Origin of the sequence: Streptomyces sp. TRM49041, from assembly GCF_008271805.1 — a bacterium.
GTDB lineage: Bacteria > Actinomycetota > Actinomycetes > Streptomycetales > Streptomycetaceae > Streptomyces.
This window is the reverse complement of sequence record NZ_VSRY01000141.1, coordinates 36,521-50,044: the sequence shown is the minus strand read 5'-3', so window position 1 is coordinate 50,044 and position 13,524 is coordinate 36,521. Positions and strand designations below refer to the sequence as shown.

Annotated in this window: 14 protein-coding genes; 3 read left to right on the top strand and 11 right to left on the bottom strand. The window is 70.3% G+C overall.

Translation table 11 applies throughout. The features are described from left to right. Positions 1 to 53 precede the first annotated feature (53 nt). Entirely contained in the window at positions 54 to 215 is a 162-nt protein-coding gene (locus FVS66_RS35110; protein WP_187645591.1) for a hypothetical protein, read from the top strand. A gap of 43 nt (positions 216 to 258) precedes the next feature. Here the strand turns inward: FVS66_RS35110 and FVS66_RS19015 are convergent, their stop codons facing one another. Continuing rightward, positions 259 to 939 carry a UbiX family flavin prenyltransferase gene (locus FVS66_RS19015; protein ID WP_149182378.1) on the bottom strand — a complete coding sequence of 227 codons (681 nt, stop codon included), beginning with the start codon at positions 937 to 939 and terminating at the stop codon, positions 259 to 261. A gap of 116 nt (positions 940 to 1,055) precedes the next feature. Here FVS66_RS19015 and FVS66_RS19010 point away from each other — a divergent pair, with 116 nt between their 5' ends. Beyond that, positions 1,056 to 1,670, top strand: a complete 615-nt coding sequence (locus tag FVS66_RS19010; RefSeq protein WP_149182377.1) for a rhomboid family intramembrane serine protease — start codon at positions 1,056 to 1,058, stop codon at positions 1,668 to 1,670. On the opposite strand, the gene mqnP is transcribed toward FVS66_RS19010, so the two are convergent. Together mqnP and FVS66_RS19000 are read right to left on the bottom strand one after the other, a co-directional pair. Beyond that, the gene (gene mqnP, locus FVS66_RS19005) at positions 1,660 to 2,565 is read right to left on the bottom strand and encodes a menaquinone biosynthesis prenyltransferase MqnP (RefSeq protein WP_149182376.1); all 906 of its coding nucleotides are present in this window, start codon (positions 2,563 to 2,565) and stop codon (positions 1,660 to 1,662) included. The genes FVS66_RS19010 and mqnP overlap by 11 nt on opposite strands. Then, positions 2,562 to 4,013, bottom strand: a complete 1,452-nt coding sequence (locus tag FVS66_RS19000; RefSeq protein WP_149182375.1) for a menaquinone biosynthesis decarboxylase — start codon at positions 4,011 to 4,013, stop codon at positions 2,562 to 2,564. The genes mqnP and FVS66_RS19000 overlap by 4 nt, the downstream gene beginning before the upstream one ends. 201 nt (positions 4,014 to 4,214) lie before the next feature. Between FVS66_RS19000 and FVS66_RS18995 the strand changes: the two genes are divergently transcribed. Beyond that, positions 4,215 to 4,616: a PLD nuclease N-terminal domain-containing protein gene (locus FVS66_RS18995; protein WP_149182374.1), complete on the top strand. Its 402-nt coding sequence runs from the start codon at positions 4,215 to 4,217 to the stop codon at positions 4,614 to 4,616. Positions 4,617 to 4,970: 354 nt separating this feature from the next. Here the strand turns inward: FVS66_RS18995 and FVS66_RS18990 are convergent, their stop codons facing one another. From FVS66_RS18990 to hemL, 8 genes are all read right to left on the bottom strand, one after another. Continuing rightward, complete coding sequence (locus FVS66_RS18990; protein ID WP_262387076.1) at positions 4,971 to 5,414, bottom strand: hypothetical protein; 444 nt, start codon at positions 5,412 to 5,414, stop codon at positions 4,971 to 4,973. 41 nt (positions 5,415 to 5,455) lie between these two features. Further along, positions 5,456 to 6,553 carry a c-type cytochrome biogenesis protein CcsB gene (ccsB, locus tag FVS66_RS18985; RefSeq protein ID WP_149182373.1) on the bottom strand — a complete coding sequence of 366 codons (1,098 nt, stop codon included), beginning with the start codon at positions 6,551 to 6,553 and terminating at the stop codon, positions 5,456 to 5,458. Continuing rightward, complete coding sequence (locus FVS66_RS18980; RefSeq protein WP_149182372.1) at positions 6,550 to 8,388, bottom strand: cytochrome c biogenesis protein ResB; 1,839 nt, start codon at positions 8,386 to 8,388, stop codon at positions 6,550 to 6,552. The genes ccsB and FVS66_RS18980 overlap by 4 nt, the downstream gene beginning before the upstream one ends. 7 nt (positions 8,389 to 8,395) lie before the next feature. After that, entirely contained in the window at positions 8,396 to 9,133 is a 738-nt protein-coding gene (locus tag FVS66_RS18975; protein ID WP_149182371.1) for a cytochrome c biogenesis protein CcdA, read from the bottom strand. 3 nt (positions 9,134 to 9,136) lie between these two features. After that, positions 9,137 to 9,754 carry a TlpA disulfide reductase family protein gene (locus FVS66_RS18970; protein ID WP_149182370.1) on the bottom strand — a complete coding sequence of 206 codons (618 nt, stop codon included), beginning with the start codon at positions 9,752 to 9,754 and terminating at the stop codon, positions 9,137 to 9,139. An 87-nt stretch (positions 9,755 to 9,841) separates the two neighbouring features. Then, on the bottom strand, positions 9,842 to 11,095 hold the full coding sequence (locus tag FVS66_RS18965; protein ID WP_149182369.1) for a hypothetical protein: 1,254 nt from the start codon (positions 11,093 to 11,095) through the stop codon (positions 9,842 to 9,844). Between the two features lie 153 nt (positions 11,096 to 11,248). Further along, positions 11,249 to 11,947 carry a histidine phosphatase family protein gene (locus FVS66_RS18960; RefSeq protein ID WP_149182368.1) on the bottom strand — a complete coding sequence of 233 codons (699 nt, stop codon included), beginning with the start codon at positions 11,945 to 11,947 and terminating at the stop codon, positions 11,249 to 11,251. Next, positions 11,944 to 13,260, bottom strand: coding sequence for a glutamate-1-semialdehyde 2,1-aminomutase (hemL, locus tag FVS66_RS18955; protein ID WP_149182388.1), 1,317 nt, complete (start codon positions 13,258 to 13,260; stop codon positions 11,944 to 11,946). Before hemL ends, FVS66_RS18960 begins: the two co-directional genes overlap by 4 nt. Positions 13,261 to 13,524: the final 264 nt, after the last annotated feature.

Below are 13,524 nucleotides of genomic sequence, written 5' to 3'. Positions count from 1 at the left end.
CAGGGGTGAAGCCCTGTGATTAATTCAGTTGATCAACGACGATCCCTCAGGAGATGACACTCACCGTGTACACGATCGAGATGGCCTACGCCCACATGCGTTCCATGGAGGAGCAGGCCCATCGCTCGCGTGTCCGCAAGGCGGCCGTCGCCGCCCGGCACGATGCGGCCGGCACGACCCGGCGCGCGACGCCGTTCCGTTCCAAGAAGCGCTGAGCCGACGCCGAGCGTCTTCGGCGGCCGCGAAGACCACCGGTCGTCAGTCCTTCCGGGAGCCACCGAGCTCTCCCTTCCAGCGGCGGTAGAGCTGGTGCGGCACCCCCGCCGCGTCCAGCACCCGCCCGGCGACGAAGTCCACCAGGTCCTGGATGTGCGTCGCCCCCGCGTAGAACGCCGGAGAGGCGGGCAGCACCACGGCGCCCGCCTCGTCCAGCGCCACCAGGTGCTTGAGCGTCTGCCCGTTCAGCGGCGTCTCGCGCACCGCGACCACCAGCGGCCGGCGCTCCTTCAGCACCACGCTCGCCGCCCGCTGGAGCAGGTCCTTCGACAGGCCCAGCGCCACTCCGGCCACACACGCCGTGGACGCGGGCACGATCAGCATCCCCTTCGCCGGGTACGACCCCGACGACGGCCCCGCGGCCAGGTCACCCGCCGCCCAGTGCCGTATGTCCGCCCCGGCCACGTCCACGTCGAAGCTCCGCGGCTTGCCGTCCGCGCCCCGGGACAGCCACTCCTCCAGGTCCTCGCGCCAGTGCGCGTCGCGGAAGGCGATGCCGGTCTCGTCCAGCAGCGTCAGCCGCGACGCCCGGGACACCACCAGATCGACGCTCTCCCCGGCGGCGAGCAGCGCGCGCAGCACGGCTGCCGCGTACGGTGTCCCGGACGCCCCGGACACCCCGACCACCCACGGACGACGACGCTGCTCTTCTACCGGCTCCACGCCGCTGAGCCTATCCGCCCGCCCCCGTGCGGCAGCCCGCCCGGCCCCGGGGTGCGGAACTCGGCGGGGTGCCCCGGACGTTTCCGGGTGGACACGCGCGACACGCGGGGGGTGCGATGGACGGCAGAGCGGCGACCGAACGGAGCGGGGCCGAGCAGGTGAAGGCCGCCGCCGGGCTGATGCTGGGCTGGATCGCCCTGCTGTGGGTCCTGGAGGCCGTCGACCTGCTGAGCGGACACGCCCTCGATCCGTACGGGATCACACCGCGCGAGTTCACCGAACTGCGTGACGTCGTCCCGGCCGCGTTCCTGCACTTCGGCTTCGGTCATGTCGCGGCCAACTCCGTCCCGCTGTTCGTCTTCGGCTTCCTCGCCGCGCTCGGCGGCATACGCCGGTTCCTGGCCGTGTCCGCGCTGATCGTGGTCCTGGACGGCATCGGCGTGTGGCTGGTCTCCCCGTCGTACAGCAACACGGCCGGTGCGTCGGGCCTGGTCTTCGGCCTCTTCGGCTATCTGGTGGTGCGGGGCTTCGTGGACCGCAAGCCGCTGGACATCGGCGTCGGCCTGGCGATCGGGGCGATCTGGGGGTCGACGGTCCTGCTGGGCATATCCCCCACGCAGACGGAGGTCAGCTGGCAGGGCCACCTCTTCGGACTGGTCGCGGGCGTCGCGGCGGCCTTCGTGTTCCGGCGCCGGCCGGCACGCTCCGGCGCCGCCACGCTCACACCGTGAGGCCGCGCACCGCCAGGTCCAGCAGCGCGCACACGAAGAGCGCGATCCCGATGAACCCGTTCGTCGTGAAGAACGCCCTGTTCAGCCGGGAGAGGTCACCCGGCTTCACGATGGAGTGCTCATAGAGGAACGCCCCGGCGACGACCACCAGACCGGCCCAGAACCAGAGACCCGCGCCGGTCACGAGGGCGTACCAGACGAAGAGGCCCATCGTGACGGCATGGGCGCCGCGCGCCCCGTACAGCGCGGCCGGGATGCCGAAGCGGGCCGGGACGGACATGACGCCGTGCGCGCGGTCCGCGTCGACGTCCTGGCACGCGAAGATCAGGTCGAAGCCGCCGATCCACACGCCGACGGCGAAGCCGAGGATCACGGCCTCCCACGACCACGCCCCGGTGACCGCGAGCCACGCGCCGATCGGGCCGATGGCCTGGGCCAGGCCCAGGATGGCGTGCGGGAAGTTCGTGAACCGCTTCCCGTACGGATAGACGACCATCGGCACGACCGCGAGGGGCGCGAGCGCCAGGCAGAGCGGGTTCAGCAGCGCCGCGGCGCCCAGGAAGACCACGAGCGCGACCAGCGCGCCGGTCCACGCGGACCGTACGGACATGGCGCCGGTGACCAGCTCGCGGCCGGCGGTGCGGGGGTTCCGGGCGTCGATCTCCCGGTCGATGATCCGGTTGCAGGCCATCGCGAAGGTGCGCAGCCCGACCATCGCGACGGTGACGAGGAGCAGCGTCCACCAGTGGACGGTCCGGTCCTGCTCGTACATCGCCGTCAGTGCGGCGATGTACGCGAAGGGCAGCGCGAAGACCGAGTGTTCGATCATCACGAGGCGGAGGAAGGTACGGGTCCGGCCGCGTTCCGGTACGGCCGCGGCCGCCGAGGCGCTCACAGCCCGTACTCCTTCCAGCGGCGCGTGACCTTCGCGGCCGTCGACGGATCGGACTCGATCATCTCCGGCCAGCCGCCGTCCCGTACGTACCCCTCCTCGGGCCACTTCCGGGTCGCGTCGATGCCCGCCTTGCCGCCCCAGAACTTCTGGTACGAGGCGTGGTCCAGGTGGTCGACCGGGCCCTCGACGACGGTGAGGTCGCGGGAGTAGTCGACGTTGCCGAGGGCCCGCCAGGCCACCTCGTGGTAGTTGTGCACGTCGCAGTCCGCGTCGACGACCACGATCAGCTTCTCCAGCGACAGCATGTGCGCGCCCCAGATCGCGTGCATGACCTTCTGGGCGTGCTTCGGGTACTTCTTCTCGATGGAGACGATCACGCAGTTGTGGAAGCCGCCCGGCTCCGGCAGGTGGTAGTCCACGATGTCCGGGACGATGATCTTGAGGAGGGGGAGGAAGAACCGCTCCGTGGCCCTCCCCAGCGGGCCGTCCTCCGTGGGCGGCCGGCCCACCACGATGGACTGGAGGAGCGGCTTCCGGCGCATCGTCACGCAGTCGATCGTCAGCGCCGGGAAGTCCTCCTGCGGCGTGTAGAAGCCCGTGTGATCGCCGAACGGGCCCTCCGGCAGTGTCCTGCCGGGCTCCAGCCAGCCCTCCAGCACCACCTCGGCGTGCGCCGGGACCTGGAGCGGCACGGTCTTGCAGTCGACCATCTCGATCCGCCGGCCCTGCAGGAAGCCCGCGAACAGGTACTCGTCGATGTCCTCCGGGAGCGGGGCGGTCGACGCGTACGTCACGGAGGGCGGCGTCCCGAAGGCGATGGCGACCGGCAGCCGCTCACCGCGCCGCGCGGCCACCTGGTAGTGGTTGCGGCTGTCCTTGTGGATCTGCCAGTGCATGCCGATGGTGCGCTTGTCGTGGCGCTGGAGGCGGTAGAGGCCGAGGTTGCGGATGCCGGTCTCGGGGTGCTTGGTGTGTGTGAGGCCCAGGTTGAAGAAGGACCCGCCGTCCTCGGGCCAGGTGAAGAGGGCGGGCAGCCGGTCGAGGTCCACGTCGTCGCCGCGCAGGACGACTTCCTGGACGGGCGCGTCCTTCACCTTCTTCGGCGGCACGTGCGTCATCGCGCCGAGCTTCCCGAACGCCTCACGGACACCGACGAAGCCGCTCGGCAGCTCGGGCTTGAGCAGCCCGCCGATCTTGTCGCTGATCTCGTCGTACGACTTCAGGTCCAGCGCCTTCAGCAGGCGCCGGTCGGTGCCGTAGACGTTCATCGCCAGGGGCATCGACGAGCCCTTGACGTTCTCGAAGAGAAGGGCGGGGCCGCCGGCCTTCTGCACCCGGTCGACGATCTCCCCGACCTCCAGATGGGGGTCGACCTCGGCCTTGATGCGCTTGAGGTCGCCTTCTCGCTCCAGCGCCCGGAGCAACGAGCGGAGATCGTCGTAAGCCATGCGCCCCAGTATCGCGGAGGGTGCTCTCGTCGCCGCGCGCGCCCCGGGCGTTTGCCGCCGGGTCCCGGGGGTCGCCCCGCCCGGGACAGCGCGGCCGTCGCCGTACTGGCCCGGAGGCGCCGGAGGGGTACCGGATACTCTGAGGTGGTCACCGGGGCTGTCGAAGCGCGGCCCGCCGTCGCATCCAGGGGGCTGTCCCACATGCTCAGGGCACTGATGTACATCCTGCCGATCGCACTGACGATCTATGCGTTCATCGACTGCCTTAACACCCCCGAGGACGAGGCCAAGCACCTGCCCAAGGTGGCGTGGGTCTTCATCATCCTGCTGTTCTGGATCGTCGGCCCGATCGTCTGGTTCGCCGCCGGCAAGATGCGCCACACCCCGGCGGGCGGCCGCACGCCCAGCGAGTGGCACCGCAACCACCGCACGCAGTGGGTCGCACCCGACGACAACCCCGACTTCCTGAAGTCCCTGCGCGAGGAGAACAAGAAGGACGAGTCCCTCCTCAAGGACTGGGAGGCGGACCTGCGCCGCCGCGAGGAGGAGCTGAAGCGCCGCGAGCAGGGCGACGGCGACGCGCAGCCCCCGTCGGGGAAGTGACGGACGCCGTCACCGCTCCCACGGCGGGATGACGGTCACGGCACCGGTTCGAGAACTCTCCGCGACATGTCAACCACTCTTGGCTGTCCTGCACCTGAAGGTGTGACAGGACGTGTCCTGCGGCGCTGACGCTGCGCGGGGGCGGCGGATGGACAGAGAGCCGTACGGCCGTGAGTCGGTCCTCGACCCCACCGGTCTCGTCACCCGCCTGACCGGCCTCACCCCGCACGGCTTCGCCGAAGTGGCCCCCGAGGCGGAGCCCGGTTCCGGGAAGGGGCGGGGTGGGGGACAAGCGGGCCGCAGGCGCCACCCGCCTATCCACCCACCCACGCCTACAGCGACGTCACCAGGTGCCTACAGCGACGTCACCAGGTGGTGGAACCGCGTCGGCCAGATCGCGAGCCGCGCGCGCCGCAGGTGCTCAGGCCCCTGGAAGGTGTGGGTGAAGCGCAGCACCGTCGCCCCCGGGTCCCCCCGCTCCCCCGGCTCCAAGTGGAACCGCATCCGCCCCGCCGCCCCCACCAGCGAGTACTCGGCGACCCGGTCCACATCCCACGCCGTGACCGTCCCGGAGACCGACCCGGCCTCGGGCTCGTCGAGCCACCGCACCACCACCGCGCCGCCGAGCCGTGGCTCCAGCACATCGACGGCGGCCAGCCACGCGCCGAGCCCCTCGCGGGTGGCGACGGCCGGCCACACCTCGCCCTCCGGGCGCGGGAGCGGCACCACGAAACGCAGGACGTGCGTGTCACCGTGCGTCTCGCCGGCCGCGGCATGCATGACGGCGTCCGTGTCCATACGTCCAGCGTCGCGCGGCCCGCCCCGAGGCGCTACCTACCTCACTCCACGCCCGCGTACGAGTGCAGTCCGTCGACCCAGATGTTCACGCCGTAGTAGTTGAACAGCCAGCAGCCGAAGGCGACCAGCGCCAGGTACGCCGCCTTGCGGCCCTTCCAGCCGACCGTCGCGCGGGCGTGCAGGTAGCAGGCGTACGCGACCCAGGTGATGAAGGACCAGACCTCCTTCGGGTCCCAGCCCCAGTAGCGGCCCCACGCGTCGCCCGCCCAGATCGCACCGGCGATGATCGTGAACGTCCACAGCGGGAAGACGGCGGCGTTGACGCGGTAGGCGAGCTTGTCGAAGGTCGCCGCCGCCGGGAGCCGCTCCATGACGGACCGCGCGAACGCGCCGGGCGTCTCACCCCGCGCGACCTTGCTCTCGTAGGCGTCGCGGAAGAGGTACAGCAGCGTGGCGACGGCGCCGATGTAGAAGACCGCGCCACAGAAGATCGCGGTGGAGACGTGGATCCACAGCCAGTACGAGTCGAGGGCGGGGACGAGCTGGTCGCTCTCGGTGTACAGCCAGGTCGTGGCCAGGCCGAGGTCGAGGAGGACGGTGGTGACCAGGGGCAGCCCGAGCCAGCGGACGTTCTTCCCGGCGACGAGGAAGGCGAGGTACGCGCCGACGGCGACCGTCGAGAAGGTCAGCGAGAACTCGTACATGTTGCCCCAGGGCGCCCGCTGCACCGACATGGCGCGGGCCACGACACCGGCGGCCTCCAGCAGGAACGCCAGCGTGGTCAGCGACACGGCGATCCGCCCGTACAGGTCGCCCTTCTCGTCACCGCCCGCGGCACCCGGGCCGTCCGGGACGTTCCGCGCCCCGGCGGCGCCGCGCGTGACGATCTCGGGCTTGTCCAGCACGGCGGTCGCGCCGCCCTGCTGCTCGCCGCGCACCTGGACGACGGGCGCGCCGGACGCGGGGGCCGCGGCGGCGGTGGTCAGCGCGGCGGCGGTACGGCCAACCTTGCTGCGGCTGCCGAGCACCCACTCGGCGATGTGCGCGAGGAACGCCAGGGTGTACACGGCCATGGCCGAGTAGACGAGGACGTTGCTGATGTGCGCCAGGTTCTCGTTGGTGGAGGCGGCGATGATCACTGCGTTGCCCCTTCGGCAGGAACAGCCTTGTCGGCGGGTTCGGCGTCGTGGTTCTCGGTGTCGCGCTCCGGCGCAGGCGGCGCCGTCGGCGTCACGGAGTGGAGCGCGGCCGCCAGCTCGGCCAGCTCCTCGGGGAGCTTCGCGGACTCGCTCCGGCCCAGCCCCGCCATCTCGAGGACGGTCACGCCGTCCTCACCCTCGACGGCCCGGACCCAGATCCGGCGCCGCTGGATGAACAGCGACCCGATCAGGCCCATGATCGCGGCGACGGCACCGGCGAGCGCCCAGCCGTTGCCGGGCTGCTGGGAGATCTGGAAGCCGGCCCACTCCTTGATCTCGTTCTCGAAGGTGACCGACCCGGCCCCGTCCGGCAGTGTCATGGTCTCGCCGGGCAGCAGGGTCTTCTTGAAGATGTCGCCGTTCTCGTCCTTGAACGGGGTCATCTTGCTGGTGTCCAGCTGGTACACGTTCTGCGGCACGCCGGAGTTCACCCGCAGGTCGCCGTGGTACGCGGACAGGTTCAGCGCCGGGTACACGAGCCCCGGGAACTGCGAGAACATCTCGCCCTTGCCCTTGCCCGCGTACGTCGGCACGAAGAACGCCGGGAGGCCCAGCTGCTCCTTCTCGCCGTTCTTGTCGCGGTAGCCGTCCATCACCTTGATGACGCCCTGCGAGGTGACGTTGGCGTCGATCGGCAGGAGCGGTACGGGGCCCTGGCTGACGATCTTGCCGCGGCCGTCCCGGACGGTGACGACGGGCGCGTACCCGTGCGAGATCAGATAGACCTTGGCGCCGTCGACCTTCAGCGGCTCGTTGACCCGGATGACGGCCTTCTTGTCGGGGCCGCCGCCCTCGGAGTACGTGACGTCGGCCTCGAAGGTGCGGGGCGTGCCGCGCTGGGGGCCGCTCGCCTCGTACGTACCGGTGAACTGTTTCAGTTCGAAGCTGAAGTGGCCGAGGTCGTCCAGGCTGAACAGCGACCCGGACCGGAAGTCGTCGTACTGGCTGAGCGTGTTGGCGAAGCCGTCGCCCTCGACGATCAGCTTGCCGCCCTCGGACTTGAACAGCTGCCCGCAGGCGAACGCCACGAGCATCACGATCAGCGCGACGTGGAAGAGGAGGTTGCCGGCCTCGCGGAGGTAGCCCTTCTCGGCGGCCACCGCGTCCCCGGCCACATGGGCACGGAACCGGTTCTTCCGCAGCAGGCGCAGCGCGGCCTCACGGGCCTGGTCCGGCGTGGCCCCGGTGCGCCACGTGGTGTAGACGGGGAGCCGGGTGAGGCGCTTGGGCGCGCCCGGGGGGCGGCTGCGGAGCTGGCCCACGAACTGCGAGGTGCGGGGCAGGATGCAGCCGATGAGGGAGACGAACAGCAGGATGTAGATCGCGGAGAACCACACCGAGCTGTAGACGTCGAAGAGCTGGAGCTTCTCGTAGACCGGCCCGAGGGTTTCGTGGGCCTCCTTGAAGGCGCGCACCTTGGTCTCGTCCACGCCGTTCTGCGGGACGAGAGAGCCGGGGATCGCGCCGAGGGAGAGCAGGAAGAGGAGGATCAGCGCGACCCGCATGGAGGTCAGCTGCCGCCAGAACCAGCGGACCCAGCCGACGAGGCCGAGCGCGGGCAGGCCGGGCGTGCCGGTGGGGCCGGTGGAGTCGGACCCGGGTTCCGGCTCCTGGGAGGGGGCGGTGGAGAGCTGCTCCCCGGCGGCACCGAGGCCGTCCGCCTGGGACTCCCCCGCCTGCTCGGCCAGCTCGGCCTGCTCAGCCCGCTCGGCCTGCCCGGCCCGCTCGGCCTGCCCGGCCTGCTCGGCCCGCCCCGTCTGTTCGGTGTTGCTCATGGTGAACTCAGATCCCCACCTGGAAGCCGTTGGACCAGCTCTGCATGTCCTGCACGAGTACGTCCCACACGCCGGTGAGCAGCAGCAGGCCGGTCAGGATCATCATGCCGCCGCCGATCCGCATCACCCACGCATAGTGCCGCTTGACCCACCCGAACGCGCCGAGCGCCTTGCGGAAGGCGACGGCGGCGACGATGAACGGCACGCCGAGGCCCAGGCAGTACGCGAGGGTGAGCACCGCGCCGCGCCCGGCGCTGGCCTCGCTGAGCGCGAGCGCGTTGACGGCGGTGAGGGTCGGGCCGACGCACGGGGTCCAGCCGACCCCGAACAGCACGCCGATGAGGGGCGCGCCCACGAGGCCGGCGGCCGGGCGCTTGTGGAAGCGGAACTCCCGCTGCGTCAGCCACGGCATGAGGCCCATGAAGAGGACGCCCATGACGATCATCAGTACGCCGAGGATCCTGCTGAGGGTCTCGCGGTGGTCGAGGAGCCACTGGCCGGAGTAGCCGAAGAGGGCGCCGCCGGAGATGAACACGGCGGAGAAGCCGAGGACGAAGAGGGTCGCGCCGAGCGCGAGGCGGCCGCGCCGTGCTTCGGCCAGGTCGGTGCCGGTGACCCCCGTCACGTACGAGAGGTAGCCGGGGACGAGCGGCAGTACGCAGGGGGAGAAGAAGGAGACCAGGCCGCCGAGCACGGCGACGGGCAGGGCCAGCAGGAGGGCCCCGCTGAAGACCGTCTCGTTCATGGACTACTGCCCGCCGGCCTTCTCGGCGAGGACCGGGTCGATCATCGAGCGCAGCTCCTTCTCGGACACCGCCTTCAGCGACCGTGCGGCGATGTTGCCGTCACGGTCGAGGACGATGGTGGAGGGGATGGCCTGCGGGTGGACGATGCCCTTGGGGAAGCCGTTCAGGATGAGCTTGCCGTACGAGTCGTAGAGGCTCGGGTAGGGGATCCCGAATTCCTCTTCGAACCGGATGGCCTTGGTCTTCTGTGGGTCCCGGGTGTTGATCCCGACGAACTCGACGCCCTTCGGCTTCAGGTCCTCGGCGACCTTCGCGAAGTGCGGCGCCTCGGCGCGGCAGGGCGTGCACCAGGAGCCCCAGACGTTGAGGACGACGACCTTGCCCTTGAGGTCGGCGACGTCGAGCTTCCCGCCGTCCAGCGTGTCCCCGGCGAGCGTGTCGGGGGCCGGGCGCTCACCCTTCGCGATGGTGGTGATGCCGCCGGTGTTGGTGACGAAGTTGGTGTTACCGCCACCGCCGGACGTGCCCTTGGTCTCGCCGCCGCACGCGGTCAGCGCGAGAGCGGCCGCCATGGCGCCGGCGGTGAGCAGGAACCCTCTGGGGGCGCGGCTGAGGCTCATGTGAAAAGTTTCGCATGGCGGTTTCGCGGATCTTGGGCACCCCCCTGGGTGCCCGTAAAGCCCCTTGTGAAGCCTGGTTAAGGCCGCTTAGGCCCCTTGACCCAGGAAGGTGTTCCAGCCGCCGGCCGGTGATTCCCCGACCCCGAGGCCGCGGAGCTTCCGCAGGATCTTGGGGTCCTGCACGTCGAGCCAGTCGACGAACTGCCTGAACGACACGATCCGTACGTCCTTCTTTTCGGCCATGCCTTTGAGTGCCTCTTCGACGGCGTCCATGTAGATACCGCCGTTCCACTGCTCGAAGTGGTTGCCGATGAAGAAGGGTGCGCGATTCGAGTCGTACGCGCGCTGGAATCCGGCGAGATACGCCTCGGTGGCCTGCTTCTTCCAGCCGGGATAGCGCGAGGGCATGCCCTTCGTGGTGTTCTTGGACTGGTTGGCGAGGATGTTGTAGTCCATCGAGAGGACCTCGAAGGAGTGGCCGGGGAACGGCATGGCCTGGAGGGGCAGGTCCCATACGCCCTGGCGCTCGGCCGGCCAGATCTGGCGGCCGCCGGGCGATGAGGCGTCGTAGCGCCAGCCGAGCTTCTTGGCGGTGGGCAGCAGGTTGTCCTGGCCGAGAAGGCACGGGGTGCGGCCGCCGACGAGTTCCTTGCGGTAGTCGAAGGGCAGCGGGTCGAGGTCGGTCCAGCCGCTGTTGGTCTTCCATTCGGTGACGAACCTCACCGCCTGGTCGATCTCGCTGCGCCACTCCTCGGGCGTCCATTTCTCCACGGAACCGGAACCGCCGCAGAAGTGGCCGTTGAAGTGGGTGCCGATCTCGTGTCCGTCGAGCCACGCCTGACGGACGTATTTCAGGGTGTCCTTGATGTGGTCATCGGTGAGATATCCGATGTCGGAGGCTCCGACGCGGTTGTTCGGCGGCCGGTAGAGAGTCTTCTTCGATTCGGGGAGGAGATAGATCCCGGAGAGGAAGAAGGTCATCGCCGCGCCGTGGTTCCTGGCGAGGTCGAGGAAACGCGGGAAGAGGCCGTTTCCGACCTCTCCCGCGCCGTCCCAGGAGAAGACCACGAACTGCGGCGGCGTCTGTCCCGGTTCGAGGGGTGTGGGCCGGGCGGGCTGGTGCGGCTGCTTGCCGGTGTCGGCGGTGGAGCCGTCGCCTATGGGCCGCCCCTGCGGTTTCCCCCCGCCCTGGCCGCCGTTCCCGCCGCCGCCCGATCCGCCCGCGCCGGGCCCGTCGCCGCCCCTCCGGTCACCGCCGAAGGCGCCGCAGCCGCTCGCCCCGAGAGCGGCCGCGGTCCCAACTCCCGCTCCCAGCAAACCCCTTCGACTGATCCCGCGCATATCGTTCCCCATCCGCGCTCGCGTTCGCCGGACAGAAAGTCCGGACCGGCATACAGGGAGATGCGGGGAAGAAGTCGCGGGTTCCCGTGATAATCACACGATTACCGTCGTGATGAAACGGTTACTCGGTAACCGATGATCATTACTGATCGATTAGGCGCCGAATGCCTTCGATTTTCCCTTCACCGGCTTCGCACCGGCCAGCAGATGCACCGGGACCAGATCGCGCGCCGGTTCGCTGTAACCGACCGAGACGATCGTGTCGCCGTGGTACGTGAAGCTCGTCAGCGACGCCAGCGTGCACTGCCGACGCCGCGGGTCGTGCCACAGCCTGCGCCGCTCGACGAAGCTCCGCACGATCCAGATCGGCAGCTGGTGGCTGACGCAGACCGCCTCGTGGCCACGGGCCGCGTCACGCGCCGCGTCGAGGGCGCCCATCATCCGTACGACCTGGTCGATGTACGGCTCGCCCCAGGACGGCCGGAACGGATTGGTCAGATGGCGCCAGTTGGCCGGCTTGCGCAGCGCTCCGTCGCCGACCCCGAAGGTCTTGCCCTCGAAGACATTGGCCGCCTCGATCAGCCGCTCGTCGGTCGCCAGGTCCAGACCGTGCGCCTTGGCGACCGGCGCGGCCGTCTCCTGCGCCCGCTCCAGCGGCGACGACACGACATACGTGACGTCCCGGCCCGCCAGGTGCTCGGCGACCCGGTCGGCCATCCGCCGGCCCAGCTCGGACAGGTGGTAGCCGGCGCGGCGGCCGTAGAGGATGCCGTCCGGGTTGTGCACCTCGCCGTGGCGCATGAGGTGGACGACGGTGACGTCCTCGGGCTTCACGTCGTGCGCCTCGCTCATGCCGTCGCCTCCGCGGCCTCCGCGGCGGCGCGCGCGGCGGCCGGCAGGGCGGCGGCGATCCGCTCGACGGCCCGCTCGTCGTGGGCGGTCGACACGAACCACGACTCGAACGCGGACGGCGGCAGATAGACGCCCTGCTCCAGCATCGAGTGGAAGAACGCGGTGAAGCGGAAGGACTCCTGCCGCTTGGCGTCCTCGTAGTCCATGACCTCGCGGTCGAGGAAGAAGACGGAGAACATGTTGGACGCGGTCTGCAGACGGTGCGCCACGCCCTCCTTGGCCAGCGCGTCCGTCACCAGCCCCTGGATCTCCGCCGAGACCGCGTCGACCTTGGCGTACGCGGCGTCGTCCAGCAGCCGCAGCTGCGCCAGACCCGCGGCGGTGGCGATCGGGTTACCGGAGAGCGTGCCCGCCTGGTAGACGGGGCCGGCCGGGGCGAGGTGCGCCATCACATCGGCGCGGCCGCCGAACGCCGCGGCCGGGAAGCCGCCGCCCATGACCTTTCCGAACGTCATCAGGTCGGGCGTGACGCCGTCGACGCCGAACCAGCCGGCCTTCGACGTACGGAAGCCGGTCATGACCTCGTCGGAGATGTACAGGGCGCCGTTCTTCGCGCAGACGTCCCTCAGGCCCTGGTTGAAGCCGGGGCGCGGCGGGACGACGCCCATGTTGCCGGGGGACGCCTCGGTGATCACGCAGGCGATCTCGCCGGGGTGGCGGTGGAACGCCTCCCGGACGGCCTCCAGGTCGTTGTACGGCAGCACGATCGTGTCGCCCGCCTGCGCGCCCGTGACGCCGGGCGTGTCGGGCAGGCCGAAGGTCGCGACGCCGGAGCCGGCGGCGGCGAGCAGCGCGTCGACATGGCCGTGGTAGCAGCCCGCGAACTTGATCACCTTGCTCCGGCCGGTGAAGCCGCGCGCCAGACGGATCGCGGACATGGTCGCCTCGGTGCCGCTGGACACCAGCCGCACCTGCTCGACCGGGGCCACCCGCGCCACGATCTCCTCCGCGAGCGCGACCTCGCCCTCGCCCGGCGTACCGAAAGAGGTGCCGCGCGCCACGGCGTCCTGCACGGCGGCGATCACCTCGGGGTGGGCGTGGCCGAGGATCATCGGCCCCCACGAGCACACGAGGTCGACATACTCGCGCCCGTCCGCGTCGGTGAGGTACGGACCCGTACCGGACACCATGAAGCGGGGCGTGCCGCCCACGGCGCGGAAGGCCCGGACGGGCGAGTTCACGCCGCCGGGCGTCACCTGGGACGCGCGGTCGAAGAGCGACTGTGAGACTGGGGCTTCGTATGAGTACGACACTTGGGTCCTGACCTGCGAGTACGAGTGGACGGACGGCTTGGTGCGGGCGCTGCCGCCGGGGTGCGGCGGAGCGGTCCGGCGGAGGTCGGGTGAGCCGTGCTCCATTTCACGGCAACGGTTTCACGACAACGGGGCGACGGCCTTGCCTCGTCATGACGCCTTGCTTCACGATCTTGTTTCGGAAGACACTTCAGGATCTTCATTTGGGCAAGGCGCCAGTCGTCCGCGTCTGCGAAACTGGGGCGTCATAGGGAGAGCTCACGG

What these genes read in the sequence shown, in the direction of transcription:
- FVS66_RS35110 (WP_187645591.1), top strand. Translation starts at nt 54, where the DNA reads ATGACACTCACCGTGTACACGATCGAGATGGCCTACGCCCACATGCGT.
- FVS66_RS19010 (WP_149182377.1), top strand. Translation starts at nt 1,056, where the DNA reads ATGGACGGCAGAGCGGCGACCGAACGGAGCGGGGCCGAGCAGGTGAAG.
- FVS66_RS19000 (WP_149182375.1), bottom strand. Translation starts at nt 4,013, where the DNA reads ATGGCTTACGACGATCTCCGCTCGTTGCTCCGGGCGCTGGAGCGAGAA.
- FVS66_RS18995 (WP_149182374.1), top strand. Translation starts at nt 4,215, where the DNA reads ATGCTCAGGGCACTGATGTACATCCTGCCGATCGCACTGACGATCTAT.
- FVS66_RS18990 (WP_262387076.1), bottom strand. Translation starts at nt 5,414, where the DNA reads ATGGACACGGACGCCGTCATGCATGCCGCGGCCGGCGAGACGCACGGT.
- FVS66_RS18980 (WP_149182372.1), bottom strand. Translation starts at nt 8,388, where the DNA reads ATGAGCAACACCGAACAGACGGGGCGGGCCGAGCAGGCCGGGCAGGCC.
- FVS66_RS18975 (WP_149182371.1), bottom strand. Translation starts at nt 9,133, where the DNA reads ATGAACGAGACGGTCTTCAGCGGGGCCCTCCTGCTGGCCCTGCCCGTC.
- FVS66_RS18970 (WP_149182370.1), bottom strand. Translation starts at nt 9,754, where the DNA reads ATGAGCCTCAGCCGCGCCCCCAGAGGGTTCCTGCTCACCGCCGGCGCC.
- FVS66_RS18965 (WP_149182369.1), bottom strand. Translation starts at nt 11,095, where the DNA reads ATGCGCGGGATCAGTCGAAGGGGTTTGCTGGGAGCGGGAGTTGGGACC.
- FVS66_RS18960 (WP_149182368.1), bottom strand. Translation starts at nt 11,947, where the DNA reads ATGAGCGAGGCGCACGACGTGAAGCCCGAGGACGTCACCGTCGTCCAC.